The following is a 25940-nucleotide window of genomic DNA, read 5'->3' on the forward strand; positions in this document are numbered from 1 at the left end:
GCCGCGCCAGAATGGCCCGGCTTCAACGCCAGCAGTGGCGGCTAGACCGAGCATGCACTAACATTAAGCCCGGATCACCCCATGGGGGCAGACCATGCCGGCGGCCACCCTTACCACAACTTGATGGAGATCGCTCTGCCATGTCAGCAAGTTTTGGTTCGGAGGTCAGCGGATAATTAATGCCTTACTCTCAATATTAGAGCCCGATGTATTAAGCGAATTTCCTGCTTGGTAAATCGACATCAACAGAGCTTGAGATCCGGACGGTCTGGCTAGTGAGCTCATCCAAACTCGATCTTGCTGGCCTAAAACTTCATAATTTCCCTAATTGAAAGGAAAAGGCCCGCCGAAGCGGGCCTCTTGTTCAAAGAATCTTCGCCAGAAAATTCTTTGTGCGATCCATCTGCGGATTTGAGAAAATCTCCTTGGGGGCGCCTTCCTCAAGGATCTGGCCATGATCCATGAAGATCACGCGATGGCCGACCTCGCGGGCAAAGCCCATTTCGTGGGTGACGACGACCATCGTCATGCCTTCTCGCGCCAGATCATTCATGACCTGCAGCACTTCGCCCACCATCTCGGGGTCGAGCGCCGAGGTCGGCTCATCGAAGAGCATGACGTCAGGCCCCATCGCCAGCGCGCGCGCGATGGCGACACGCTGCTGCTGACCGCCGGAAAGCTCGTCGGGATAATTCGCTTCCTTTCCGGTGAGTCCGACTTTCGCCAGCAATTCGCGCGCCACGCGGTTGGCTTCGTCAGGCGCGACTTTCTTGACCTTGCGCGGACCGATCGTGATGTTTTCCAGGATCGTCAGATGCTTGAAGAGATTGAACTGCTGGAACACCATTCCAACATGCTGGCGCAGCTTGTGGATGTTGGTCTTGTGATCGGTCAGCATCATTCCGGCGATTTCGATGTCGCCGCTGGTGGGCGTTTCCAGTCCGTTCAGGCAACGCAGGAAGGTGCTCTTGCCGCTTCCCGACGGTCCGATGACGACGACGACCTCATTGTTCTCCACATGCGTGGTGATGCCTTTGAGGATCTCATGATGCCCGAAGGATTTGTGAAGCTCTTTAACGCTTATCAACTTGAAGCCTCCTCTCAATGTAGGACGAGCACTTCGACAGGGAGAAGATCATGATGAAATACAGCACCGCGACGAAACCCCATATCGTGAAGGATGCGAAGGTTTCGGCTATCACGATCTCGCCCTTGTAGACCAGTTCGGCAATGCCGACCGGCGCCAGCAGCGAGGTGTCCTTGATCGTCTGGGCCGCCTGGTTGACCAAAGGCGGGATCATGCGCTTGAAGGCCTGCGGCAGAACGATGTAGCGCATCGTCTGAAAGCCGGTCATCGCAATGCTTGCCGCAGCTTCCTTCTGCCCCCGGTCAACGCCGAGAATGCCGGCTCGGACGATCTCGGTGACGTAAGCGCCCTCGTTGAGGCTGAGGGTGAGAGCGGCTGCGAGGATAGGATAGGTGAGCTGTCCGAACCATGCGTTGACTGGCAGGATTGCCGGCAGTCCGAGCACTATGAAGAAGAGTTGGACCAGCAAAGGCGTTGATCTGAAAATCTCGACATAGGCTGTGGCGATCCATCTCAGCGGCGCAACCTTCGAAAGACGCATAAGCGCCGCAACCAGTCCGATGATGACCATCAGAATGATAGCGACGATCGAATATTCGATCGTCAGGAGCAGACCGTTGAGGATCACAGGTAAATTTTGCCAGATGGCGTCCATGAACCGTGCCTTGTTTGTTTCTTTTATCTATCGGAGGACTGATGTCGCTGCGCCGCGCAAGTATGCGCCGCGCAGCCTACGGATCAATCACAGTACTTTCGGTAAGCCTCGAATATCTTCGGCCGATATTATTCCGAAAGTGCGACCTTCGCCGGATCGAGCACGTCGTTGACCTCGCCGCTCGTATCGCCGCCAAAATACTTCACGAAAAGCTGATGGTACTCACCGCTTTTCCTGATCTTGGCCAGTCCGTCATTGATCTTGTTGACGAGTTCGGGTTTCGTCTTGCTAAGGGCGATGCCATAATATTCGCCTGTCAGCAGCGGCCCGACGGTCTGCACGCCGGCGTGCTTGGCCTTGAAGTCGATGTTGACGGGGTTGTCGAAGATGACCGCATCCGCGCCGCCCGTCATAAGCGCCTGATAGGCCGCGTCGATGCTCTGGAACTGCTTGATGTAATCGGACGAGACGCCGTGACCTGTCAGGTAATCGACCGAAGACGTTGCCTTCTTGGTGGCGACGACATGGCCCTTGAGATCATCGAAGCTTTTGATATCGGAGTCTGTCTTCACCAGAACCGATAGGCCGGACTTGTAATACGCGTCGCTGAAATTCGCGTTCTGTAACCGGCTGGCCTTGATCGTGATGCCCGCAACGGCCGCATCGATCGAGCCGGCCTGCAAGCTCGGAATGAGCCCGTTGAACGGCAGGGTTTTCAGAGTGACCGTCATGTTCTCGGCCTTGGCGATCGCATTGATCATGTCAATGTCGAAGCCGGTGACGACGCCGTCCTTCTCGGTTTCGAAGGGCGGGAAAGTGGTATCAGCACCGACGACGATGCTGGTTGCCGCATCCTGAGCGATGGCAACGGAAGTTCCACAAATGGTGGTTGCAAGACCGGAAGCCACTGTGGCGACCAATACGATAAGTGCTTTGCTTTTCAAGGGGGCTCTCCTTCTGACGGGAGATCATGCACTGAGGCCGCCACAACCCTTCAGATAGCGCGTAGCCTTAGACTGCAAGCTTCTCCCGAGGGCCATATTCAACGACAATGTTTCCGGGTCAAGGGTTGAGCTGTAACATTTTGGTTGGGAATGACACCGCGAAGCAGGGATACTGTCTGCAATATGATCCATTCTTCATGAAACCGGTGCGGGAAATTGGGCCGCCTGCCGTTGACCCCATCCTTAAAGCTTGTTTGACCTTTTTCCTGCACTCTGGTCGCCATTACCTTGACGCAGGCGATCATGAACCAGAAATCCCAGGAACTGCTGCTTTCCATCGTTGCCCCCTGCCACAATGAGGAGGAGGGGCTGAGGGAATTTTGCCGGCGGGCGGAGGCGACGGCGCGGAGTATCGCCGGCGAAGCCTTCGAGATCGTCCTGGTGGATGACGGGTCCACGGACGCCACCTGGGAGGTCATCGCCTCGATTGCGACGGAGGTGCCGCAGGTGCTCGGCGTGCGCCTCATGCGCAACCACGGCCACCAGCTTGCCGCCACCGCCGGTCTTGCCGCCTCGCGCGGCGAGCGGGTGCTGCTCATCGACGCCGATCTTCAGGACCCGCCGGAACTGCTGCTCATGATGATGCCGATCATGGATCGCGGCGCCGATGTCGTCTATGGCCAGCGTGTACGCCGGCAGGGGGAGAGCTGGTTCAAGCTCGCCTCGGCCTCGCTCTTCTATCGGTTGTTGTCGCGGCTCGCCTCGGTGACGATCCCGCGTGACGTCGGCGATTTCAGGCTGATGCGGCGCCGCGTCGTCGATATTCTGCTGGCAATGCCGGAGCGGGATCGCTTCATTCGCGGCATGGTAAGCTGGATCGGCGGGCGGCAGGTGCCGTTGCCTTACGAGCGTGACGCGCGCTTTGCCGGCACGACCAAATATCCGCTGCGCAAGATGATCAATTTCGCGCTCGACGCCATCACCAGCTTTTCCACCGTGCCGTTGCGCATCAGCACCTGGCTCGGCCTTGCCAGCGCCGGCTGCGCCGCCTTGTTGCTGCTTTACACGCTCATCCGCTGGTTTGCAGGCGAGACGATCGTCGGCTGGTCGAGCATCATGGCGGCCATTGCCGCGTTCAGCGCCATCCAGCTCATCTGCATCGGCATCATCGGCGAATATGTCGGCCGCCTGGTGCAGGAGAACAAGCGGCGGCCGATGTTCATGATTGAAAGCCTGCTGCAGGGCGGCCGATCGCTCGATATTCCCGGCGGCTTTTCCGAGCTGGATGCCGCGGGCAAACGACAGGCGCTCGACGAGGCCCTGCATGGCCGCGCCGAAGCGGCTGACGATGCGGAGCGGGTGAGGGCGGTCCGCTGATGCCGCAAGGTTTTGCAACGTCGCCGTCGGCCGAGAAGGTGGCCGTTTCCGACACCGCGCCCGCGCGTGAAACAGTTGATGCTGACACCGCCATCGTCAGGCAGAGGCCAGGCATCGCGATCGCCGCCTTCCTGATCCTGGTTGCCATTTTCGTCACCATCTTCAAGTTCCCGCCGATCCTCGACTATCCGAACCATTATGCGCGTATGTGGCTGCTGGCCGGCGGCATCGACACGCCGCCGTTTCGTGAGATCTATGCGCTCGACTGGAACAGGACGTTCACCAATGTCGGCATCGATCTCGCCGCCTATTGGCTGGGGCCATTGATCGGTGTTTCGCTGCTGGCGCGCAGCCTGCTCTTCCTGGCGATCGTGCTGCCGCCGCTCGGCGCGATAGCGCTGCACCGGCGCCTGCATGGCGGCGGCTATTACTGGCAGATCGGCATATTGTATTTCGCCTGGTGCGCGACGCTGATCGGCGGCTTCATCAATTTCCAGATCGGGCTCGGCATGGCGCTATTCTTCGCGACAGTCGATCATATTCTGCAGTCCCGCAATCCCGCTATACTGTTCGGCTGGCGTCTGCTGGCGGGCCTGCTGCTCACCGTCATGCATCTCTTTTCGCTGGGCTTCTACCTGGCGCTTGTCTGCGGGCTTGAGTTTTCGCCGACGGCGGTAGCCTTGAGATCGCCTCGCGACTTGCTGCGCCTGTGCGGCAGGCTTCTGGTTGCGATGCTTGGTTGCACCTTGCCGGCGATCTGCCTTTTCCTTTATCAGCCTGTCTTGCCGGGCGGTGGCGGCAGTCTCGACGCATCCTGGAACAATTCGATCCTTCTGATCCTGGCGAACATGATGTCAGCGCTCTGGAGCTATGCGTTGTTGGCCGACATGCTGTTCCTCATGCCGTTGATACTGGTCTGTACCTATGCTGTGCGTACGCGCCGTCTGAGCCTCCATGCCGGCATGGCGGTTACGGCCGCGGGTCTTTTGCTTCTGTCCTGCGTCGTGCCGCGCCATATGCTTGGAACCGGCTGGATCAGCTGGCGCTTTCCGATCATGACGGCGCTCACCGCCATGGTGATGCTCTGCCCTCTGCCTCGCCTGCCGCGTCGTCAGGCTTTTGTTGTCATGCTGGTGCTGTCTACCGTCGTATTGGGCAGAACGGCCTGGATCGGCGTCAATTGGTGGCAAGGGGAAGCCGATGCCGCCGACGTCAGCACTGTCCTGGCTGCGGTGCCCGAAGGCGCGGCCGTCCTGCCGGTCATGCGGCAGCAGAGCGAACATGGCTTTGCGGATCATCGCTACTTCGCGTGGAATCAGGATACATTCCGGCATTTGCCGACGCTTGCCGTCCCCTATGCCCATGCCTTTGTGCCGACGCTTTTTACCGCCAAGGGTAAGCAGCCGTTGACTGTGTTGCCGCCCTGGAGCGACATCGCCGTGCCGGAAGGCAATCTCTTCTCCATAAGCGTGCTGGATTGCCCGGATGAGATCAAGGCCGTCAGCGGCATCGCGCCCTATCTCAACGACTGGCGGCGCCGCTTCGATTTTGTCCTGCTCGTCAATGCGGATGTCGAGGATCGCTTTGGCGGCGTGGTTCCGCAAGGCGTACGGCTGGTCGCCGAAACGCCGTTTGCGAAACTTTATGCTGTCGACAAGGCCTTTGTTCCGGCTGCCGATGCACCTCCGTCAAAAAGCTGCGCCGAACTCGCCGCCGCAAACGGCTGATGCCTGGGAACACAACAGGCAGCCTTTGCGTGGCCGCCTGCTGGCATTGTTCCGTGTGAAGCTTTGGCCTCAGCTCGCCTTTTCCGGCGGAGCGAGCAGTTCGGCGCAGTAGGACGGGCCGCTGACACCAGGCTGGTCGCCGAGGATATGGACCGAGCGGATCTCATAGCTCTGGTTGGTGACGATGTCGGCCTTGCAGCTGAGAGAACGCTTGCCGCTCTTCTTGCCGTCCTTGGTAACGATGGTGACGTTCTTGTAGCCGCCGCGCCAGGTGTAGACGCGATTGCCGCTTTCGTCGCGGTCGGAGATCGGCGGACCGTAGGCTGCGAAGAAGCGGCCTGCAGACTGGCCCTGCCAGCGATCCTGAACGGGATTTTTTGCAAGCAGCGGAAGGGCTGCCGTCGTTGTCGTCGTGGTGCTGCAGCCGGCCAGCGCCAGCAGCAGTCCAGCCGCGGTAATCATGCGGATATTCATCGTGTCGTCCTTGAGCTTCTGTCACGCATTCGGTCGCGGAAAAGCCGTGCTGTCCCACGACGTTTCCACCTGTCCCGCATAGGGCTTTAGCGCCAAAGCCGGCAAAAGAAAATTCCCATCCGCGTGTACAAGCTGGATTTTACTCGATCTGTTGCGTCTTTTGCACGCCGGCCTTTTCGACCGCCGTTTCCTGCCGATTTTCTAGGCAGATGCAGCTGTAATCTTTTCGTCAAAAATCAAACGCTTTTTTTGAAATTGGTGCTTGTACATCAAAAATGGCTGGTCTATAGAAGCGCCGCTGGTCACGGAGTGTAGCGCAGTCTGGTAGCGCACCACGTTCGGGACGTGGGGGTCGAGTGTTCGAATCACTCCACTCCGACCAGCTTAAAACACTGATCTTCCTCCCGAAAAATCTCCGATCAAAAATATTGTCTACCCGTGCTGCGCAAGGTCCGGCTGCGTTTGCGCCTCGCTGTGCCGGTTGCCCAAGGCCAGGCCTGTGTGTGGTTTTGGTGAAACTTCTTGTGGCGGAGGGCCATTCCCGACGGCCGCCGGTCGAGATCCAAACCGCGCCTTGGCGATGCTTTTACAAAACCGGCTCTTTTTGTCGCCCGAAGCACCATATACAAGGAAGAGGGACGTGCATCCGACTCATGGAGGAGTTCGGTTGGCAGGTGCTTGAGCGGAGTAGCGGAATGGATCTTGTTGACGGGGTGGCCAGATTGGCTGGGGAGGCGTTTGTGGGTCGACGGCAGCGTTGTGGCACTTTGCGTGGAGATGCCGTCGGGAAGAAATTGGGGCTCGCCACCGGTTTTGGCGTGCTGGCGTTGAGCGCCGCATTTCTCCTGGGTTCGAGCAGCGATGCCCTGCGCGCCGCCGATTGCGGCAATGTCGCCGGCCCCGGGCTTGATTGGAGCGGCTGCAGCAAGACCAACATCATGCTGCAGACCAGTGATCTGCATGGCGCCAATCTCGCGGGCGCTCATTTCGACAGCACCGATCTGAGCGATGCCAACCTGACTTCCGCGAACCTCGAAAAGGCAACCCTGGTGCGTGCCTGGCTGAAGAATGCCAAGGCCGACGGCGCCAACTTCGCCAAGATCGAGGCATATCGTTCCGATTTCACTAACGCCTCCGCCAACGGCACGTCCTTTGCCAATGCCGAGCTGCAAAGGGCCGAATTTGCCGGCGCTCAGCTGAAGGATGCCGATTTTCAGAAGGCCGAACTCGGGCGCGCCGATTTTGACAAGGCGGTGCTGACGGGCGCGAATTTCTCCTTCGCCAATCTTTCGCGCGCGACGCTGAACGGTGCGGTGATAGACGGGGCGACCTCCTTCGGTGGCGCCTTCATGTATCTGACGCGCATCGAGGGGCTCGATCTGTCGAAGGCAAGCGGTCTGCAGCAGGCGCAGGTCAATCTGGCTTGCGGCGACAATACGACCATATTGCCATCCTGGCTGAAGGCGCCGTCCGGCTGGCCTTGCCCGCCTGACGATAAGGACTGATAGTCTCTCCGAGACAGGAATTTCGAAAGACCAAGCCCATGTTCGTAGAAAAGTCGATCCGACACGACAGCAAGCGCGAATTCTATCGCGAGCTTGCCGATCAGCTGAAAGCCCTGCTGGACGGCGAGCACGATCCGATCGCCAACGCCGCCAATACCTCCGCATTGATCTTCCAGATGTTGCCAGACCTCAACTGGGCCGGCTTCTATTTCCTGCGGCAGCTGGACGGGCTTGTGCTTGGCCCGTTTCAGGGCAAGCCGGCTTGCGTGCGCATAGCCGTCGGCCGCGGCGTCTGCGGGACGGCGGTCGAAAGGGCGCAGTCGATCCTGGTCGAGGATGTGCATGCGTTCCCGGGGCACATCGCCTGCGATGCCGCTTCGCGATCGGAGCTGGTCGTGCCGCTCTTTCGCAATGGGAAGGTCTTCGGCGTCATCGATCTCGACAGCCCGCTTCCCGGCCGGTTCGATAGTGACGATCAGGCTGGCGTCGAGGCGCTCGCCGTAATTTATGCCGGCTCATATGAAACGGATTGGTAAGGCGCGGGAGGCACAGGGCGTCACGCAGTCGTGATCGATATGGCAAAGCGATCGCGCGATGCCTATATTGGCTCTGCAAACACTCCCTTAGCGCTGATCGAGCTTCATCCGGCCCTCTCTCGTCCTGCCAAAGGACCTCGGCCAAGCTCGAAATGCGTGCCGAGGGGCAAGGAGAACAACAATGGGCAAATACAGCAAGACGGCAGAGGCTATAGCCAAGCTTACCCCCGAGCAGTATCGCGTGACGCAGCAGAGCGGCACGGAACGTCCCGGCTCCGGCGAACATCTCTACAACAAGCAGTCGGGCATCTATGTCGACATCGTCTCGGGCGAGCCGCTTTTTGCCTCCGCGGATAAGTTCGATTCCGGCTGCGGCTGGCCGAGCTTCACCAAGCCGATCGAGCCCGCCAATGTCAGCGAGCTGACGGACATGTCGCATGGCATGGTGCGCGTCGAAGTGCGCTCGGCCGGTGGTGACAGCCATCTGGGCCATGTCTTCCCGGATGGTCCCATCGATCGCGGTGGCCTGCGCTATTGCATCAATTCCGCCTCCCTCCGCTTCGTGCCACGTGACCGCATGGAAGCAGAGGGCTATGGTGCCTACATCGATCAAGTGGAGGATGTAAGATGACAACGGAACGTGCAGTTCTCGCCGGCGGTTGCTTCTGGGGCATGCAGGATCTCATCCGCCGCTACAACGGCGTCATCTCGACGCGCGTCGGCTACAGCGGCGGCGATGTCCGCAACGCCACCTACCGCAACCACGGCACCCATGCCGAGGCGATCGAGATCATTTTCGATCCGCAGAAGATCAGCTTTCGCGATCTGCTGGAATTCTTCTTCCAGATCCACGATCCGAGCACGCGCAATCGCCAGGGCAACGATGTCGGCATGAGCTATCGCTCGGCGATCTTCTATACCAGCGAGGAGCAGAAGCAGGTCGCGCTCGATACGATCGCCGATGTCGACGCTTCCGGCCTGTGGCCCGGCAAGGTCGTTACCGAGGTCGCACCGGTCGGCGATTTCTGGGAAGCCGAACCGGAGCACCAGGATTATCTGGAGCGCTATCCGAACGGCTATACCTGCCATTTCGTCCGGCCCGGCTGGAAGCTGCCGCGCCGGCATGCCGACGCAGCGCAGCGCGCGGCGTCCTGAGGCAGGGAGCGGTCCAATCGACCGGCTGAAACCCTATCTCGGCACGTGGGATGTGAAGCGCCGGATCATCGACCGCTTCAATCGTGCCGTGATCACCTTCGAAGGACAGGCGTTCGTAACGCCTGTCCAGTTCGAGGAGCATGGCGACACGCGCAGCGATCACGCGACGCTCAGAAGCAGTCGCACCTATCGGCTCGATGATGATGTGGCCGAGACGCTCATTGTCCGTTTCCCCAGCCTTGCAGAATTCATTCGTATCGACGGCAGCGCATCTCAGCGTGTCGTTCATCACTGCGGCCCCGATCTCTATCGGGGCCGGCTCTTCTTTCGAGGGCATGATGCCTGGGCTGAGGTGTGGCATGTACGCGGGCCCAGGAAGCACTATCTGAGCCTCGCGCACTATCGACGTGCCTAGTCCTTATTGGGCCAGCCGCCGTCTTGCCTGTACTCCCCTGGCCAAATCCTCCAGCGTGCGGATGGAGGTCTGCCAGTCGATGCAGCCGTCGGTGATGCTTTGGCCATAGACCAGCGGCTTGCCGGGAACGAGATCCTGGCGGCCGGCGATGAGGTTGCTTTCCATCATCATGCCCTTGATGCGTCGGTCGCCCGCTGAGACCTGCTCCGCGACCGAGGTGACCACCAACGGCTGGTTTTCCGGATTCTTGCTGCTGTTGGCATGGCTGGCATCGATGATGATGCGCGGCTCGAGCCCGACTTTCAGTGCCTGTTCGGCGGTCGCCTGGACACTGGCGGCATCGTAGTTCGGCTGCTTGCCGCCGCGCAGGATGACATGACAATCCTCGTTGCCGCGTGTCGAAGCGATCGCGGCGAGACCCTCCTTGGTCACAGCCGGGAAATGATGTGGCTGCGAAGCGGCGATGATGGCATCGAGCGCAATCCGCACATCGCCATTCGTCCCGTTCTTGAAGCCGACAGGGCAGGAGAGACCGGATGCCAATTGGCGGTGCACCTGGCTTTCGGTTGTCCTTGCGCCGATCGCGCCCCAGCTGACCAGATCGGAGATATATTGCGGCGTGATCGTATCGAGATATTCGCAGCCGGCCGGCAGTCCGATTTCGTTGACATCGACCAGAAGCTTCCGTGCGATGCGCAGGCCTTCCTCGATGCGGTAGCTGCCGTCAAGGTGCGGATCGTTGATCAGACCCTTCCAGCCCACAGTGGTCCGTGGCTTCTCGAAATAGACCCGCATGATGATTTCGAGATCGTCGGCGAACCGGTCGCGCTGTTCCTTCAGCCATGCCGCATACTCGCGTGCGGCATCCGGATCATGGATGGAGCAGGGGCCTATGACGACGATCAGCCGGTCGTCCTCATCGCGGAGGATATTATGCACGGCATTGCGTGCCTCGGTGACGGTTGTCGTCACGGCGGCGTCGCGGGGGATCTCGTCTATGATCCGAGAGGGCGGCGTCAGCGCCGTGATTTCGACAATACGCAAATCATCAGTGGAATTCAGCACGGTATCGGTTCCTTGTGAGGTCATACCGCGGCGACAAAAAAAGCCGCCAGGTAGACTAGCGGCTGTTCGGTCCTTGGTGTCGCGTCGATTTTAACTACGCACAGGCCCGCCTCCGCTGAAAGCAGCGGTACGAATAAAATCGCGAGGCATATGCGCAGATGATCGACATGACCTGTCTCTACGACAAAAAATGCGTGATGTCGATGCTGTTGATGCGGAAGCAATGAAAGAGGCCGGCCTGTAATGGCGGCATTCCAACTAGCGGTCAAAGCCACTCTTCCGTGCCTGGTTGCGCAGCCACAGTCGCTCGTTCGAGCGGCGTGGGTAAAAAGCGTAACCCCTGTCTCGGAAGGGCCGGTCCGACTTCGCTGGAAGTAAGGCCGGCCCCCATCCGATCAGGGGTCAAGTCAGATCAGATCTCGTAAACGAGCGATTAGAAGCTGCGATGGAAACGCAGCAGACCGGACCATTGGTCCTGATTGATCGAATCCCAGTTGGTGTAGGAGATTTCTGGGGTGATCTGAAAGTTCTTGACCGGGGTGAACTTGAGGTTCGCCGTAGCGGCAAAGATCTTCGAGTCGGTGTAGGCAACCTGAGCGTTGGCCTGAACCTTGCTGTTGATCGGAACGGTCACGCCGCCCCAAGCAGCCCAGTCACCCCAGCCGATCGTCTTGGCAGGGCCGGAGCCGTTCGAGCTTGCGTACTTGTTCAGCTGATCGCCGTCGGTGTTCCAGCCAGCCATCAAGAAGGCCTTGAAGACGCCGAAGTCAGCATCGACGCGAGCCTTGATGGCGCCTTCTTCGACGATGGAGTCATAACCACCAACGATCTTGAAGCCGAAGTTGCCAGCCTTGTAACCGAGACCTGCAACGACGTCCGGCGTGTAATGGTTGGTGCTGTCGCGGCCGTTTACGCCCTTGGCACCCGAACCGGAGTTGCTGTCTTCGAGCGAGACAACAGCGGTGAAGCCATTGCCTGCGTCGTAGTTGTAGGTCAACTGGTTGAGTTCGTACGGACCGTCGTAAACAACGTCGTCGTTCATGACGCCGCCGGCATAACCCGTGTACAGGTTGTACTGAGAGTCGAGCTTACCGATGGTGAAGCCGCCGAGGCTGATGTTGGCGAACAGCAGCTTGGTGGTCGTTGCGCCGCCGTCGTTCCAGTCGAAACGCAGAATGGTGTTGGTCTTCAGCGCGCCGTATTCGGTGTCGGATGCGGTGTCGACGGTCAGGTGTGCACGGCTACGCCAGTAGGTGCCGTTGGTCGAGCGCGGGTTGTAAGCGTCGTACCACTTGCCTTCGGTACGAACATAACCACCGATCTTGAGGCAGGTTTCGCTGCCCGGGATGAAGAAATAGCCAGCGCCGAATGCGTCGCAGATGCGGACATATTCCAACGGTTCCGGCTCAGCAGCGACGATCGCGTCAGCCGCCTGGGCGCCAGAAACTACTGCCAGAGCAGCAGCGGAGCCGAGAAGAAGGCTCTTGATATTCATAAGTACTCCAATCCAATATAGATTGGGCATAGGCAATCGCGCCGAAAATCGACGTGCCTTGACCCTATCCCTGTTTAAAAACCCCGACTCGGGAGAAACGGGCCCCACCCGCTTCTGGTCGCCATTAAAGACGAATTCCTGCAAAGTTATATGATATATTTTTCTCGAGATGACTTTTTCGTGAATTTTAAATTCTAGTTGCAGGAAAGCAACATCTACAAACATAGATGGTAAGTGTTGCATAATATTGGCTGCGCAATAGTCATTTTGAGGTACAATGATATGCTTTATTATATTCGAATATTGTTTGGTAATATTGCCGCATACGACAGACCGGTCGCAATTGGCTATTTAATTGCTCGCGCCGGGATCATCGCCCCTCGCGGTCATCGAGGGCGGCATATTCGAGCAATCGATAGCTCTTACGGTAATGGTTAGTATGAGGCTGGTCGCTTGGAGGCCGAGATGATGAGCTTGCTCAACATCGAGCCGATCATGATACCCCAGAGCCCGCTGGTCATGCCGACAATGATGTCGAGCGTCGAACCATAATTGCCGTTTGCCAGGAGATGCGAAACGGAAAGCAGCAGCACGCTGCCGATCATCAAGAGGCAAGTGAAGGAAGGAGATTGCGGGTAGGCCAGCCGGGCAAGCATCCCTGCTACGCAGAGTGCGACGGCGCGAAAGATGTCGAACGGATTTCCGAATGCGGCCTGCCAATTGAGATGCGCAAAGGTCACGCCGATGAGCGTCGCAATATAGGTCCAGGCGATAATCTTCAAAAACCGGTCTGATATCATGGGGATATGATATAGCAGCGGTGCATATAAACGCCAGCCTGACACCGCTCTGAAGACGGTCCACGCAAGGATACGGCGCGCACATTTTATGTGGTTTCGAAACATTCTGTTGCGCCGCCGTGGAATTTTCGGCAGCTCTCAGCCTTCGATTTGCCTTCTTGCTATGCCGCGGCCGGTGGCTCGGGCTGGCCGGGTTGCCTCCCGGCCAGCCGTCACTGCTACCTAAGCTTTCGATACGACGAGCGTCTCTTCGTTCTCTTGCGATTGTTCCACGTCTTCTGCGGCGGCGGCCGCAGATACCCGGCCGAGGAAGGAAAAGACGACGACCGCGGTGATGACGGTGATGGCGCTCAGAAGCCAGAGCAACGCGCTGAAGGCGTGGCCATAGCCCTGGATGAGAGCGTCGTGCCCGATCGCCGGCACATTCGATGCCGCGGCGGCCAGATTGCCTGTCACGAGCCGTTGCGCAGCAGCCGAGGCATTCTCACCCGCCGACGATCCGAGGTTCGACCGGACAAGGGCGGAGAGGATGGCGCTGACGACCGCAAGTGCCACACCCTCGCCGGCGACACGGGTGGTGCTGAAGATGCCGGTCGCCATGCCGGCGCGCTCCTTGGGAACGACGCTGACGGCAAGCCCGTCCATAAGGCCCCATGGCAGGCTGATGCCGATGCCGATCGTCAAAAGCGGACCGATGAGGGCTGATGGAGCTGAACCCACGGCGAAATGGCTGAGCCAGAAGAGGCCGCCCGCCGAGATGATGAGGCCGGTGCCGCAGATCGTTGCCGCGCTGAGCCAGCGGGTCAGAAGGCCTGCAACGATCGGCAGGATGAGCAGCGGCGCTGATAGAGCAACCATCATGCGCCCGGCGGCGATCTCGCTCATGCCTTCGATGCCGACGAAGCGCACGGGCAGCAGGATCAGCAGCACGACGAAAGCATAGGCGGGTGCTGCCGCGAGAAGCTGCACGCCGACGAAGCGCGGATAGCGAAACAGGGTGAGATCCAGCATGGGCCGCTTCACGACGCGTTCGATGATGCCGAAGGCAAGAAAGAGCAATGCGGCGCCGACCAGCAGGGCGATGACGAGCGGGTCGCTCCAGCCAGTCTCCGGTGCGCGCAGCACGCCATAGGTGAAGAGCGTCAGGGCAAGCGTGAAGCTCAGCGCGCCCGGCCAATCGAGTCCGGTCGCAGCGGGATCGCGGGACTCGCGCAGGAAATAGGCGCCAAGGCCGAGAGCAAGCAACGCCAGCGCGACCACGAGAACGAAAATCGACGGCCAGCCGAACGCATCGATCATCAGGCCGGAGGCGATCGGCCCGAAGGCGAGACCGACGCCGAAGCTGGAACCGACGATGCTGAACGCCCGCATCCGCGCCGTGCCGTCGAATTCCTGGGCGAGCGATGCCATGCCGCCGGAAAAGGCGGCTGCGGCGCCGAGGCCCTGCAGTGCCCGCAATATATCGAACCAGACGATGTTGCGGGCGAGAGCCAGCCCGGCCGAAAACAGCGCGAAGCAGCCGACGCCGGTCAGAAAGATGCGCCGGCGGCCAAAGCTGTCCGCCAGCGCGCCCGATGCCATCAGGCAGCTGCCGAAGGTCAGCATGAAAGCGTTGGTGACCCAGTTGAGAGCGATCGGGCTGCCGCCGAGCGTGCGGCTGATGGCCGGCAAGGCAACGGCCGGACCGGTGAATGTGAGCGGCATCGCCGCCGCGGCGCAGCAGACGGCGACGAGCACGAAGAACTTCTCGGTCGGACTTGCGACCTTTGTCTGAGGTGAGGTCATCGGATTACCATTGGGTTCGAGCAAGGGGAAAGCCGCGGGCAATCCTGGGAGTGGTGCTGGCCAAAGGGCCATCGTCCGCGGGCTTCAAATAACCCGAGCAAGATAGTTTTGCTGCAATCGCATGATAATCGCGCTATATTGCCACTCATACCGGAATAAAACTCTCGAATGGAGTGTCTCCATGGATCGCTTGAGCGGCTTGACGGCTTTCGTTCGCACGGCGGATCTCGGCAGCTTCGCGGCCGCCGGGCGCGTGCTTGGCCTTTCGGCCTCCGCTGTCGGCAAGGCGGTCAGCAATCTGGAGCACCAGCTGGGCGTCCGGTTGCTGCAGCGCTCCACCCGCAGCATCCGCCTGACCGAGGAGGGACGTCTCTTTCACGAACGCTGTCGCAGGGTGCTGGACGATCTCGACGATGCGCAGGCCTCGCTTGCGCAGGCGGTCGCCGTACCGCGCGGCCGGCTTCGCGTCAGTGTGCCGATCGTCAGCTACCACTTCCTCTTGCCCGTCGTGCCTGAATTCGTCGCTCATTATCCCGAGGTCGAGCTCGATATCGATTTCAACGACCGCATCGTCGATATGATCGAGGAGGGGGTCGATGTCGCGATCCGCAGTGGCGATCTGCCGGATTCGCGGCTGATATCGCGCACCTTGCGGCCGTTTCAGATGCTGCTCTGCGCAGCACCCAGCTATCTCGAACGCTTCGGCCTGCCCGATTGCCCGCGCGCGCTCGACGAGCATCTGGCAGTCCGGTTTCGCTTTCCGAACAGCGGCAAGCTGCAGGAGTGGCCATTGAAAATGCCGGAGGGCGAGCTGGACCTGCGGATGCGGACGGCCTTCTCCTGCAATAATATGGAAGCCGTGCGCGGCGCGACGGTCGCCGGCCTCGGCATCGGCTGTATGCCCGATTTCCTAGTGCGCAGCACGCTTGCGGAAGGAAGGCTGCGAACGGTTCTCGATGATTTCATCGACGAGCCCGGCCATTTCCATCTGCTCTGGCCGTCCAATCGTCACATGTCGCCCAAGGTCCGCGTCTTCGTCGATTTTCTGAGCGAGCGGCTCTTTGCGAAAAGCTGCGACGCTTTGCCGGCGATGACTACTGCCTGAGATAGAGGCTTTGGGCCTGACTCGCAAAACGCTTGCCTGGTCGGAGAGATAATTTCCAGAATTGCTCCGCAGGCGGTTGTCGAAGGAGTTTGGTTTTGCGACGGTGTAGGCTTCACATGCAGATTTGCCGCGCCGAGCCGCGGCCTGCAACCGCAAAAATTTGGAAACCACGATGAGCCACTTCTGGAGTCCGATTGTTCATTCCCTAATCCCCTATGTCGCCGGCGAGCAGCCGACCACGGGCGGGATGACCAAGCTGAACACCAATGAGAGCCCCTACGGTCCTTCGCCGCTCGCCCTGGAGGCGATTTCGAGGGCCACGTCGGATACGCTCAGGCTCTATCCGGACTCGACGGCGCGGGAGCTGCGCATCGCAATCGCGGAAAGTTTCGGGGTTGATAAGGACGAAATTTTCGTCGGCAATGGATCGGACGAGGTTCTGGCGCATACGTTCCAGGGGCTGTTGAACCATGAAGAGCCTCTGCTTTTCCCGGATATCAGCTACAGCTTCTATCCGACCTATTGCCGCCTCTATGGCATCACGTTCCGGCAAGTTCCGGTCGACGACCAGATGCGCGTCCGCCTCGATGATTATCGCCAGTCTTGCGGCGCGATCATCCTGCCCAATCCCAACGCACCCACAGGGATCGGCCTACCCCTATCGGGTATCGAAGCGCTTGTCCGAGAGCACCCGGACCAGGTTGTCGTCATCGACGAAGCCTATGTCGATTTCGGTGGCGAGAGCGCCGTTCCGCTTGTCCGGACATATCCGAACCTCTTGGTGGTCCAGACCCTGTCGAAGTCGCGTGGCCTTGCCGGCCTGCGCGTCGGCTTCGCTGTCGGGCAACGGCCGCTGATCGAGGCGCTGGAAAGGGTCAAGGACAGCTTCAATTCCTATCCTCTCGACCGGCTCGCCCTGGCCGGTGCGGTGGCTGCCTGGAAGGATCGGGACTGGTTCGAGCGTCATCGCGCCATGATCATCGCCAGCCGCGAGCGCTTGGCCGCCGCGCTCGGGGAGTTGGGTTTTCACGTTCTTCCGTCATCCGCTAATTTTCTGTTCGCACGACATCCCAATCGCCCAGGCGCCGAACTGGCGGCCGAGCTGCGGAGCAGGAACATTCTGGTAAGACGGTTTTCCGCCGAGCGTATAGGCGACTTCCTGCGCATCAGCATCGGCACGGATGACGAGTGCGATCGCCTGCTGGCGGCTCTCAAGGAAATAGTAAGCTAGCATCGGCTGATGGAGCAGCGGAAAAGGCGAACGCGACCTATTGCCGGATCAATCCCCGCTTTATGGCCGCCGCCAGGCCCTGCGGATTTTCCCAGGCCATCGAGTGCCCCGCCTGATCGACGATCTCAACATTGATGGCGTACTTCGGCAGGGTTTCCCAATCCGGATCGGGTAATGAGTTTTCACCGAAGATCACCGTCCTTGGCATGGGTAATCCATATAATTGCTCGCGCCAGCTCGGAAGATCGCCGTGGACCAGAGAGGATGCGGAGCGATGAACGGCATAAGGTGCTGATAGTGATAGAGATGCAGCCCAGATGTCGTTTCCGTCCGTCATGCACGTCCGAATGAGGTCGGCATGGCCATGGGCCAGATAGTCGGCCTCGCTGATCTCTGCGATCGCGCGGCTGAAGAAGCCGCCTCCCGAATCGAGATTTGGTTCGCTCAACACGAGATGCCGGACGCGATCGGTCAGAAGATGAGCGACCTTGATGGCAACGGCGCCACCCATGCTGTGGCCGAAAAGATCGATGGACTCCAGTTCCAAGCCATGGATGAACTCGACCAATGCTTGCGCATGGTCGACGATGGCGTATCCGAATTTGGCAGGGTGGTCGCTGAAACCCGATCCCGGCAAATCGATCAGCAACAGTCTACGTCCCGAAAGAGCCGGGTCTGCCGCAACCGTGGGATAGTCGCACGAAGATGCACATCCAAGACCATGGACGAAGAGCAGCGGCGGGCCATCCGCCGACACGCCGATGTCGTGATATCTTATGCCGCCTTGCGCGGCATTTGATTGGAAGGTTTTCACGATACGACCCGATAGTTGTTGTTTCGCCTGATCGAGATGCGGCCCATCGGGGCATGGACTAAGCTTTGCTGCCGGCGCGAACGCTGGCAGCGGCAAGCAGGTCCCGACCGGCGGCGAATCTTTCGATAGAGCCGCCGATCAGTGAGCCGGAGAGGCAGGATGGCTGCGGCGATCAGATGTCGCTGGCTGCGTTCGCCCAGAGTTCCGCAGCCTGCGCGGCAGTGACGCGGCGAACTTCCGTTTCGTCGCGGCGGCTGGCGAAGAGTTCGCTTGCCATGATCTGCTCGGCAAGGTCGGCCGGCAGGGACAGGAGAACGCGCTGGCCTTCCTTGTGGATGCCACCGATATCGGTGCGCTTGCCGGTGATCATGCCGCCGGCAACCGTGTTGTTGCTTTCGGGGTCGATCAGGATGAAGGAGCCGGTCGAGCGGTTCTGGTCGTAGGGGTCGAAGACGGCGGCTTCATCGAAGGAAAGACGAACCTTGCCGATGGCGTTCATCCACAGCGCCTGCGCCGGTGCCCATGCGCCGGTCTTCAGCTCAAGCTGGGCGATCGGCTGCACCTGCACGCGCTGGCGGCGGCTGCCGCTCTTCAGCCAGTAGCGCTTGCCGGGCTCGATACCCTCCGGCTGCAGCGCGACGATCTGCGCATCGAAGGAAAGGCCTGACTGCGGTTGGCTGTCGATGGCAACGATCATGTCGCCGCGCGATACGTCGACCTGGCGATCGAGAACGAGGGTGATGGCATCGCCGGCAACAGCGGCGTTGCGTACGAGATCGAAGGTGACGATCTTCGAGACGTTCGCGACCATGCCCGACGGCAGGATCATGACGCTGTCGCCCGGCTTCACCGAGCCGCCGGCAACCGTGCCCTGATAGCCCCGGAAGCTCTCTCCGGGGCGCGAGACGCGCTGCACGGAAAGGCGGAAGCCAACCGTCTGCGCCGAGCGAACGGTGGCGAGTTCCAGCGCGTCGACCAGCGTCGGGCCGTTGTACCAGGGCATGACGGCCTGACCGGAATAGACAACGTTCTCACCCTTCAGCGCCGACATCGGTATGGCGGTGATCTGCTTGACGCCGAGCGACAGCGCGAATTCGCGGAAGTCGTGCGAGATCTTCTCGAAGCCGGCGCGGTCGTAATTCGTCAGGTCGATCTTGTTGACGGCGAGCACGAACTGCTTGATGCCGAGCAGCGAGGCGATCGTCGCGTGCCGACGGGTCTGTTCGAGGATGCCCATGCGTGCATCGACGAGCAGAATGGCGAGATCGGCGGTGGAAGCACCGGTCGCCATGTTGCGGGTATATTGCTCGTGGCCGGGCGTGTCGGCGACGATGAAGGAGCGCTTGTCGGTCGAGAAATAGCGATAGGCGACATCGATGGTGATGCCTTGCTCGCGCTCGGCCTGCAGGCCATCGAGCAGCAGCGCGAAATCGGGCAGGCCGAGATCGTTCTGCTTTCCGGTCGAATCGCGCCTGAGCGTGGCGGCCTGGTCTTCTTTGACCGCCTTGGTATCCCAGAGCAGACGACCGATCAGCGTCGACTTGCCGTCATCGACGCTGCCGCAGGTGATCAGGCGAAGCGGGCGCGAGTCACGAAGGGCCTTTGCCGGTTCGACGGCAGGTATTGTGACGACGTTGGCGTTTACGGTCATCTCAGAAATATCCTTCACGCTTCTTCTTTTCCATGGAGCCGGACTGGTCGCGGTCGATGGCGCGGCCCTGACGTTCGGAAACCGTGGCGATTTCCAGCTCTGCAATAATCTCTTCAAGGGTTGTGGCGGTGGAGCGGATGGCACCGGTCAGCGGGAAGCAGCCGAGCGTGCGGAAGCGGATAAGCTCCTCGCGCTTGACTTCATCAGGCAGCAGTTCCAGCCGCGGATCGGCGGCCATGATCATCATGCCGTCGCGCTCGACGACGGGACGCTTCGCTGCGAAATACAGCGGCACGATCGGAATGTCTTCGGCCTGGATGTAGCGCCAGATATCGACCTCGGTCCAGTTGGAGAGCGGGAAGACACGAACGCTTTCGCCCTTGCGGATCTGGCCGTTATAGACGTTCCAGAGCTCCGGGCGCTGGTTGCGCGGGTCCCAGCGGTGGTCCGGCGTGCGGAAGGAGTAGATGCGCTCCTTGGCGCGCGAAGCCTCCTCGTCGCGGCGGGCGCCGCCGAAGGCGGCATCGAACTGACCGGCATCGAGCGCATGGCGCAGCGCTTCGGTCTTCATGATGTCGGTATAGCGAGCCGACCCATAGGTGAAGGGCGTGATATTCTCCGCCTTGCCGCGCGGATTGATGTGCTCGATCAGATCGAGGTCGTATTTCCGAACGATCTCGTCGCGGAAGGTGATCATCTCGGCGAACTTCCAGCCGGTGTTCACATGCAAGAGCGGGAAGGGGACGCGGCCGGGATAGAAGGCCTTGCGCGCCAGATGCAGCAGAACCGAGGAATCCTTGCCGATCGAATAGAGCATGACGGGACGCTCGAATTCGGCCGCGACTTCGCGGAAGATATGGATCGCTTCGTTTTCCAGCGCCTTCAGATGCGGATCGAGCGGCGGCTTGACGCTTTGCGGATTGGAGATTTCCGTATCCGGACGGCTATCGGGCATTGATGACTCCAGAACTTCAATTGTCTCGACCGGGAATTTGGCCGGAATGAATGAATGCGTTGGTTCCCTGGAGATCGGCGGCGATGAAACGCGCTTCGGATCGGAGCCGGGAGCCGGCGGGATATGCTATTGCGCGGCGATTGCCGCCTCTTCGTGAACATGCAGGCCGCATTCGCGCTTCTCGTCATTCTCCCACCACCAGCGGCCGGCGCGCTCAGGCTCACCGGGCTTGATGGCGCGCGTGCAGGGCTCGCAGCCGATCGACGGATAGCCGCGGGCATGCAGCGGGTTCACCGGCACGCTGTTGTCAGCGACATAAGCACGGATAACATCAATGTCCCAGTCGGCCAACGGATTGATCTTGATCAGATTGCGCTCGGGGTCGAATTCGGCGAATGGCGTATCGGCGCGATTGGCGGATTGGCCGCGGCGCAGGCCGGTAATCCAGATTGTGGCGCCGGAAAGTGCTCGCGCAAGCGGCTTCAGCTTGCGCACGCCACAACAGGCATGTCTGGCTTCGACGCTCTCGTAGAAACCGTTCAGACCGTATTTTTCCGCGTAGGCATCGATATCAGCCTGCTCTGGTTCATAACGGACGATGTTGATATCGTATTGGCTTTCCGTCTCGTCGATCAGGGCGAGCGTTTCGGGAAAGAGACGGCCGGTCTGCAGGGTCGCGACTTCGATCGGCAGGCGATGATTGCCGATCTCGGCCGTGATGACCTGATCTTCTATTCCGAGCGACGTCGTGAACACCACACGGCCGCCGAGGCCGGCGACGAGGGACAGACGGCCTGCAAGGTCGAGCGATGCGAGTTTGCTGTTGAGCGTCGCGGCGTCTTCAATTGAAGTAATGGCAGTCATTGGGGGTCCTGTCCTGATGCTGCCGGAGTATCGCAGTTCGCAAGGGTAGCGGACAGAAAAATAGATTTCGAAAGGAAGCGGATGGAGAGTAAATATCTCCATGAAGCAGCGCCGATAAGGAAAAGCGACCGCCTCGGCTGTGAACCAAGGCGTTTTGCCACCGGAAGCGGCTCTTCGGAAGCACCTGATATGGCTGGCCATGTTTAAGTGCTTGCTTTAATGTCTATAGAAATAGTAGAGTTACACATAGCTTGTCAAACGGAAATCGGAAGTGATGCTCAAATTGATGCGCTGCGGCGGATTTTGCGCTAAACTATGGGCATAGCGACGAAAAATGATAACAAGTCTGGGTTGCTGATGTTTCCTGGCATTGCGCCATGGGTGTGGGTGCTTCGAAAATGCCCCGGGGACGAGGGCTGAGGAGTTCGGGAGCGGACCGGTCGAATCCATCGGCCGATCGTATCGCATGTGTGTGTGAAGCGGTTCGAAATGATTACTCAAAAAGCAAAATATGCGCTGCGGGCGCTGTCTGCCTTGGCTCAGTCAGAGGCGGGCGAGCCGATGATGATTTCCGACATCGCGGCCCAGCAGAAGATCCCGAAGAAATTCCTGGAACAGATCCTTCTCGACCTGAAGCACCAGGGCATCGTGATCAGCCGGCGCGGCAAGCAGGGCGGCTATCTCCTGCGCAAACCGGCAGCGGAAATCACGTTCGGCGAGATCCTTCGCGTCATCGACGGACCGCTGGCGCCGCTGCCCTGTCTGTCGCTCACCGCCTATCGTCGCTGCGACGATTGCGACGGTGAGCAGACCTGCGAAATTCGCCATGTCTTTGCCCGGGTTGCGGACGCCACGCGAAAGGTCCTCTTTTCGACGACCATAGCGGATGCGATCGCGCAGCCTGATGGTGCGGAAGTCGCCAGGCTGATGGCCTAGACAGGTCAAGCCCAGGCAGGCACACGGCGGTCCTCCCTTCGAAAGTTGCAGGGCTTCGGCCCTCAGTGGGCGGCGTGTTCTTCGCTGCCTTCTTTTTCCATGGCTCGCCGGGCTCGGATTGCCGCTGCGATGAAGACGCGCGACAGCCCATGATAGAGCGGTTCCCGCGACAGCAGCCGCGAGGTGACATAGCCGATCATCGATACCGCCATGATGGGGATCACGGCCTGATGGTCGCCGGTCATTTCGAGGATGATGACAAAGGCGGTCATCGGCGCCTGCACCACGCCGGCGAAATAGCCGGCCATGCCGAGGATCGCCGCAAGCGCCACGCCACCGCCGACGAGCGTGCCGACCGTGCTGCCGAAGCCCGCGCCGACGGCAAGCGATGGTGCGAAGATGCCGCCGGGAATGCCAGAGATCATCGACAGGAAGCTCGCCAGCAGCTTGCCGACGAAGAAGAACGGCGGCAGGGCATGTCCTTCGACCGCGCCGCGGGCCTGCTCGTAGCCGGTGCCGAAGGTCTGGCCGCCGGAGAGCACGCCGATGGCGGCAACGACGAGACCGCAGAGGCCGGCAAGGATCAGCATGCGCTTGAGCGGCTGCGGCTGCGCCCAGCGGCGTATGCGGATGCCCGCATAAAGCGCCAGGCCGCTGAAGGTGGCGCCAAGCGCGCCGCCGCCAACACCGCAGATCAGCATGACGATCCAGTCCCGGAACATTGTCGGCGCCGCATCGGCCGTGCCGAAATAATTGTAGCTGCCGGAAAGACCAAGGGCTGCAAGGCCGGAAAGAATGACGGCCGTTAAGACCAGGCCGTTGGCACGCGATTCATAGGTGCGGCTCATCTCCTCGATGGCAAAGACGATCCCTGCGAGCGGCGTATTGAAGGCGGCTGCGATGCCCGCCGCGGAGCCGGCAAGGATCAGCCCCTTTGCCTGTGCCATGCCTCCGAATCGGGCGACAGCCAGCATGAAGGCGGCACCGACCTGCACCGTCGGCCCCTCGCGGCCGATCGAGGCGCCGCTCAAGAGCCCGAGAATGGTCAGCACGATCTTGCCGAAGGCAAGTCGCAGCGACAGCAGCTTGGTGCGGTCCTCATCATGGTGCAGGTGCCGCGCGGCAATCGCCTGCGGAATGCCGCTTCCTTGTGCGTTGGGAAACAGGGTCGTGGCGAGATAGGCTGACAGCACGAAACCGAGCGGCGTCAGAACGAGCGGCAGCAGCCACATCCATTCGCCCGATTGGGTGACGCCGGTAAAGGCGCGCTGTGCGAGATCGGCGAGCTTGGCAAAGCCGACGCTGATCACCCCGATCGCCAGCGCCCCCGTCCAGAACACCAGTCGCGGCCGCCAGAGATTGAAAGAGCCCCAGATGACGCGGGAACGGCGGAGGAGCTTCGACTTGCGATAGATGGGGGGCATATGACTCGTGACCGATAGATTGATAGACAGGTCCTTGCGGACTCCGTTCGAACAATCTGCTTAAAAACGAGATCTTAAGATAGTCACACTGTCTTACAGAACTTCACTTTACTCGCCGACCCAGTCTGCGCCGACTGTGGCGGATGAGCGATGGCACTACCGATCGCTCGTCTCCCATCGCGGATTGATCCATGGCTCCTGGTTCGATCGCGCCAGCCGCGGCTTGCCGAGAATGTGGTCGGCGGCCTTCTCGCCGGTCATGATCGAGGGGCCGTTGAGATTGCCGTAGGTCACATGCGGGAAGATCGAGCTGTCGGCGACGCGCAGGCCGTCGACGCCGATGACGCGGGTATCGGGATCGACCACCGCCATCGGATCGTCCTTCGCGCCCATCCGGCAGGTGCCGCAGGGGTGATAGGCGCTTTCCAGATGCTCGCGCAGGAAGGCGTCGATCTCGTCGTCCGTCTGGACGTTTGCCCCCGGTTGGATCTCCGATCCGCGATAGTCGTCGAAGGCCTTCTGCCCGAAAATCTCGCGAGTAAGGCGCACGCAGTGGCGGAACTTTTCCCAGTCCTCCGGATGGCTCATGTAATTGAAGCGGATCACCGGATCGGCCTTCGGATCGGAGGAGCGCAGCGTGACGTTGCCGCGCGATTTCGACAGGTTGTAGCCGACATGCACCTGGAAGCCGTGGCTCTTGGCCGCCGCCTTGCCGTCATAGCTGATGGCAACAGGCAGGAAGTGATATTGGATATCGGGCTGCTTGACGCCGGGCGCCGAGCGCAGAAAGGCGCAGGCCTCGAATTGGTTCGAGGTGCCGAGGCCTGATTTGAAGAACATCCACTGTGCGCCGACGATCCCCTGCATGTACCAGGGCAGCCAGGAATAGAGCGACACCGGCTTCAGGCTGGTCTGCTGGAAATAGAATTCCATGTGATCCTGAAGGTTGGCGCCGACGCCCGGCCTGTCGACCTTCACTCCTATGCCCATGTCGCGCAGATGCTGTGCCGGTCCGATGCCCGAAAGCATCAGCAGCTTCGGCGAGTTGAACGAGGAGGCCGAAATGATCACCTCACGGTTCGCCTTGATGATCTCGACCTTGCCGCCGCGCTCGACTTCGACGCCGATGGCACGGCCGTTTTCAATAACGATCTTGCGGGCAAAGCAGCGGATGAGCTCGACATTCGGCCGCTTGAGGGCCGGCTTCAGATAGGCTGTTGCCGCAGACCAGCGCCGACCCTTCCAGGTCGTTTGCTCCATCAGGCCGAAGCCTTCCTGCTTGCCACCATTATAGTCCTCGGTCGCCTCGAAGCCCGCCTGTTTGCCGGCTTCGATGAAAGCGTGGAACAGCGGATTGCGGGCGTCGCCGCGTCGCACATGCAGCGGGCCGTCCGTGCCGCGCCAACCTTCCTCGCCGCCATGCGAATGCTCCATCCGCTTGAAATAGGGCAGCACGTCGGCATAGGCCCAGCCTTGCGCGCCGAGTTCCTCCCAGCGATTGAAGTCCTCGGCATGACCGCGCACATAAACCATGCCGTTGATCGAGGAAGAGCCGCCGATCACCTTGCCGCGTGGCGCGGTGATGCGGCGATTGTTGAGATTTGGCTCCGGCTCGGAGAGATAGCCCCAATTGTAGCGGTCCATGCTCATCGGCCAGGCAAGCGCCGCCGGCATCTGGATGAACGGGCCAAAATCGCTGCCGCCGAATTCCAGCACGATGACCGAATGTTTGCCGTCTTCCGACAGGCGCGCAGCCATGGCGGAGCCGGCCGAGCCCGAGCCGACGATGATGAAATCTGCTTGCATGACCATGTGCTCCAAACGGATAGGGGCGTAAATCGAGGCGGTTCTTCACCCTCCCCTTGAGGGGGAGGGTCGGCCGAAGGCCGGGGTGGGGTGATTGCTGCTATGCGTGCTGCGGCTGGTCACCCCCACCCGCC

Annotated in this window: 24 protein-coding genes and 1 tRNA gene; 11 read left to right on the forward strand and 14 right to left on the reverse strand. The window is 60.3% G+C overall.

The genetic code is table 11. The features are described 5' to 3' along the window. Positions 1 to 364: 364 nt before the first annotated feature. From ACIQWP_RS13215 to ACIQWP_RS13225, 3 genes are all read right to left on the reverse strand, one after another. On the reverse strand, positions 365 to 1087 hold the full coding sequence (locus tag ACIQWP_RS13215) for an amino acid ABC transporter ATP-binding protein (RefSeq protein WP_402787613.1): 723 nt from the start codon (positions 1085 to 1087) through the stop codon (positions 365 to 367). Continuing rightward, the gene (locus ACIQWP_RS13220) at positions 1074 to 1742 is read right to left on the reverse strand and encodes an amino acid ABC transporter permease (protein ID WP_174173850.1); all 669 of its coding nucleotides are present in this window, start codon (positions 1740 to 1742) and stop codon (positions 1074 to 1076) included. Before ACIQWP_RS13220 ends, ACIQWP_RS13215 begins: the two co-directional genes overlap by 14 nt. Positions 1743 to 1870: 128 nt before the next feature. Beyond that, entirely contained in the window at positions 1871 to 2686 is an 816-nt protein-coding gene (locus tag ACIQWP_RS13225) for a transporter substrate-binding domain-containing protein (RefSeq protein WP_402787619.1), read from the reverse strand. A 303-nt stretch (positions 2687 to 2989) separates the two neighbouring features. Between ACIQWP_RS13225 and ACIQWP_RS13230 the strand changes: the two genes are divergently transcribed. Next, complete coding sequence (locus tag ACIQWP_RS13230) at positions 2990 to 4063, forward strand: glycosyltransferase family 2 protein (protein WP_402787622.1); 1074 nt, start codon at positions 2990 to 2992, stop codon at positions 4061 to 4063. Further along, positions 4063 to 5790 carry a hypothetical protein gene (locus ACIQWP_RS13235; protein ID WP_402787625.1) on the forward strand — a complete coding sequence of 576 codons (1728 nt, stop codon included), beginning with the start codon at positions 4063 to 4065 and terminating at the stop codon, positions 5788 to 5790. Before ACIQWP_RS13230 ends, ACIQWP_RS13235 begins: the two co-directional genes overlap by 1 nt. Positions 5791 to 5859: 69 nt before the next feature. Here ACIQWP_RS13235 and ACIQWP_RS13240 read toward each other — a convergent pair whose 3' ends face one another. Next, positions 5860 to 6264, reverse strand: a complete 405-nt coding sequence (locus tag ACIQWP_RS13240; RefSeq protein ID WP_402787628.1) for a hypothetical protein — start codon at positions 6262 to 6264, stop codon at positions 5860 to 5862. 305 nt (positions 6265 to 6569) lie between these two features. Between ACIQWP_RS13240 and ACIQWP_RS13245 the strand changes: the two genes are divergently transcribed. The 6 genes from ACIQWP_RS13245 (at position 6570) to ACIQWP_RS13270 (ending at position 9875) form a co-directional block, all read left to right on the forward strand. Then, positions 6570 to 6646: transfer RNA gene (locus ACIQWP_RS13245), tRNA-Pro, on the forward strand. A gap of 436 nt (positions 6647 to 7082) precedes the next feature. After that, complete coding sequence (locus ACIQWP_RS13250) at positions 7083 to 7769, forward strand: pentapeptide repeat-containing protein (protein ID WP_402788716.1); 687 nt, start codon at positions 7083 to 7085, stop codon at positions 7767 to 7769. 38 nt (positions 7770 to 7807) lie between these two features. Then, positions 7808 to 8305, forward strand: coding sequence for a GAF domain-containing protein (locus ACIQWP_RS13255; protein WP_402787631.1), 498 nt, complete (start codon positions 7808 to 7810; stop codon positions 8303 to 8305). A gap of 181 nt (positions 8306 to 8486) precedes the next feature. Beyond that, on the forward strand, positions 8487 to 8936 hold the full coding sequence (gene msrB / locus ACIQWP_RS13260; RefSeq protein WP_402787634.1) for a peptide-methionine (R)-S-oxide reductase MsrB: 450 nt from the start codon (positions 8487 to 8489) through the stop codon (positions 8934 to 8936). Continuing rightward, on the forward strand, positions 8933 to 9460 hold the full coding sequence (gene msrA, locus ACIQWP_RS13265) for a peptide-methionine (S)-S-oxide reductase MsrA (protein WP_402787637.1): 528 nt from the start codon (positions 8933 to 8935) through the stop codon (positions 9458 to 9460). The genes msrB and msrA overlap by 4 nt, the downstream gene beginning before the upstream one ends. After that, entirely contained in the window at positions 9429 to 9875 is a 447-nt protein-coding gene (locus tag ACIQWP_RS13270) for a DUF6314 family protein (RefSeq protein ID WP_402787640.1), read from the forward strand. The genes msrA and ACIQWP_RS13270 overlap by 32 nt, the downstream gene beginning before the upstream one ends. 3 nt (positions 9876 to 9878) lie before the next feature. Here ACIQWP_RS13270 and ACIQWP_RS13275 read toward each other — a convergent pair whose 3' ends face one another. The 4 genes from ACIQWP_RS13275 to ACIQWP_RS13290 all read right to left on the reverse strand — a co-directional run bounded on the left by ACIQWP_RS13275 (position 9879) and on the right by ACIQWP_RS13290 (position 15020). After that, positions 9879 to 10964: a 3-deoxy-7-phosphoheptulonate synthase gene (locus tag ACIQWP_RS13275; protein WP_402787643.1), complete on the reverse strand. Its 1086-nt coding sequence runs from the start codon at positions 10962 to 10964 to the stop codon at positions 9879 to 9881. 409 nt (positions 10965 to 11373) lie between these two features. Then, positions 11374 to 12435, reverse strand: a complete 1062-nt coding sequence (locus ACIQWP_RS13280; RefSeq protein ID WP_402787646.1) for a porin — start codon at positions 12433 to 12435, stop codon at positions 11374 to 11376. Positions 12436 to 12869: 434 nt separating this feature from the next. After that, complete coding sequence (locus ACIQWP_RS13285) at positions 12870 to 13217, reverse strand: hypothetical protein (RefSeq protein WP_402787649.1); 348 nt, start codon at positions 13215 to 13217, stop codon at positions 12870 to 12872. Between the two features lie 240 nt (positions 13218 to 13457). Continuing rightward, complete coding sequence (locus ACIQWP_RS13290) at positions 13458 to 15020, reverse strand: MFS transporter (protein WP_402787652.1); 1563 nt, start codon at positions 15018 to 15020, stop codon at positions 13458 to 13460. A 181-nt stretch (positions 15021 to 15201) separates the two neighbouring features. Between ACIQWP_RS13290 and ACIQWP_RS13295 the strand changes: the two genes are divergently transcribed. After that, positions 15202 to 16125, forward strand: a complete 924-nt coding sequence (locus ACIQWP_RS13295) for a LysR family transcriptional regulator (protein ID WP_402787655.1) — start codon at positions 15202 to 15204, stop codon at positions 16123 to 16125. 172 nt (positions 16126 to 16297) lie between these two features. After that, positions 16298 to 17356, forward strand: coding sequence for a histidinol-phosphate transaminase (gene hisC, locus ACIQWP_RS13300; protein WP_402787658.1), 1059 nt, complete (start codon positions 16298 to 16300; stop codon positions 17354 to 17356). 37 nt (positions 17357 to 17393) lie between these two features. On the opposite strand, the gene ACIQWP_RS13305 is transcribed toward hisC, so the two are convergent. From ACIQWP_RS13305 to ACIQWP_RS13320, 4 genes are all read right to left on the reverse strand, one after another. Further along, complete coding sequence (locus ACIQWP_RS13305) at positions 17394 to 18170, reverse strand: alpha/beta fold hydrolase (RefSeq protein ID WP_402787660.1); 777 nt, start codon at positions 18168 to 18170, stop codon at positions 17394 to 17396. Positions 18171 to 18342: 172 nt separating this feature from the next. Then, on the reverse strand, positions 18343 to 19821 hold the full coding sequence (cysN, locus tag ACIQWP_RS13310; RefSeq protein WP_402787663.1) for a sulfate adenylyltransferase subunit CysN: 1479 nt from the start codon (positions 19819 to 19821) through the stop codon (positions 18343 to 18345). A 1-nt stretch (position 19822) separates the two neighbouring features. Beyond that, positions 19823 to 20776, reverse strand: a complete 954-nt coding sequence (gene cysD / locus ACIQWP_RS13315) for a sulfate adenylyltransferase subunit CysD (protein WP_402787666.1) — start codon at positions 20774 to 20776, stop codon at positions 19823 to 19825. Positions 20777 to 20902: 126 nt separating this feature from the next. After that, on the reverse strand, positions 20903 to 21640 hold the full coding sequence (locus ACIQWP_RS13320; RefSeq protein WP_402787669.1) for a phosphoadenylyl-sulfate reductase: 738 nt from the start codon (positions 21638 to 21640) through the stop codon (positions 20903 to 20905). 489 nt (positions 21641 to 22129) lie between these two features. Between ACIQWP_RS13320 and ACIQWP_RS13325 the strand changes: the two genes are divergently transcribed. Then, on the forward strand, positions 22130 to 22576 hold the full coding sequence (locus ACIQWP_RS13325; protein WP_402787671.1) for an RrF2 family transcriptional regulator: 447 nt from the start codon (positions 22130 to 22132) through the stop codon (positions 22574 to 22576). A gap of 62 nt (positions 22577 to 22638) precedes the next feature. Here ACIQWP_RS13325 and ACIQWP_RS13330 read toward each other — a convergent pair whose 3' ends face one another. After that, positions 22639 to 24000: a chloride channel protein gene (locus ACIQWP_RS13330; RefSeq protein WP_402787674.1), complete on the reverse strand. Its 1362-nt coding sequence runs from the start codon at positions 23998 to 24000 to the stop codon at positions 22639 to 22641. A gap of 156 nt (positions 24001 to 24156) precedes the next feature. Then, entirely contained in the window at positions 24157 to 25806 is a 1650-nt protein-coding gene (betA, locus tag ACIQWP_RS13335) for a choline dehydrogenase (protein WP_402787677.1), read from the reverse strand. Between the last annotated feature and the right edge of the window lie 134 nt (positions 25807 to 25940).

This window comes from Rhizobium sp. NPDC090279 (assembly GCF_044769665.1).
Lineage (GTDB): Bacteria > Pseudomonadota > Alphaproteobacteria > Rhizobiales > Rhizobiaceae > Rhizobium.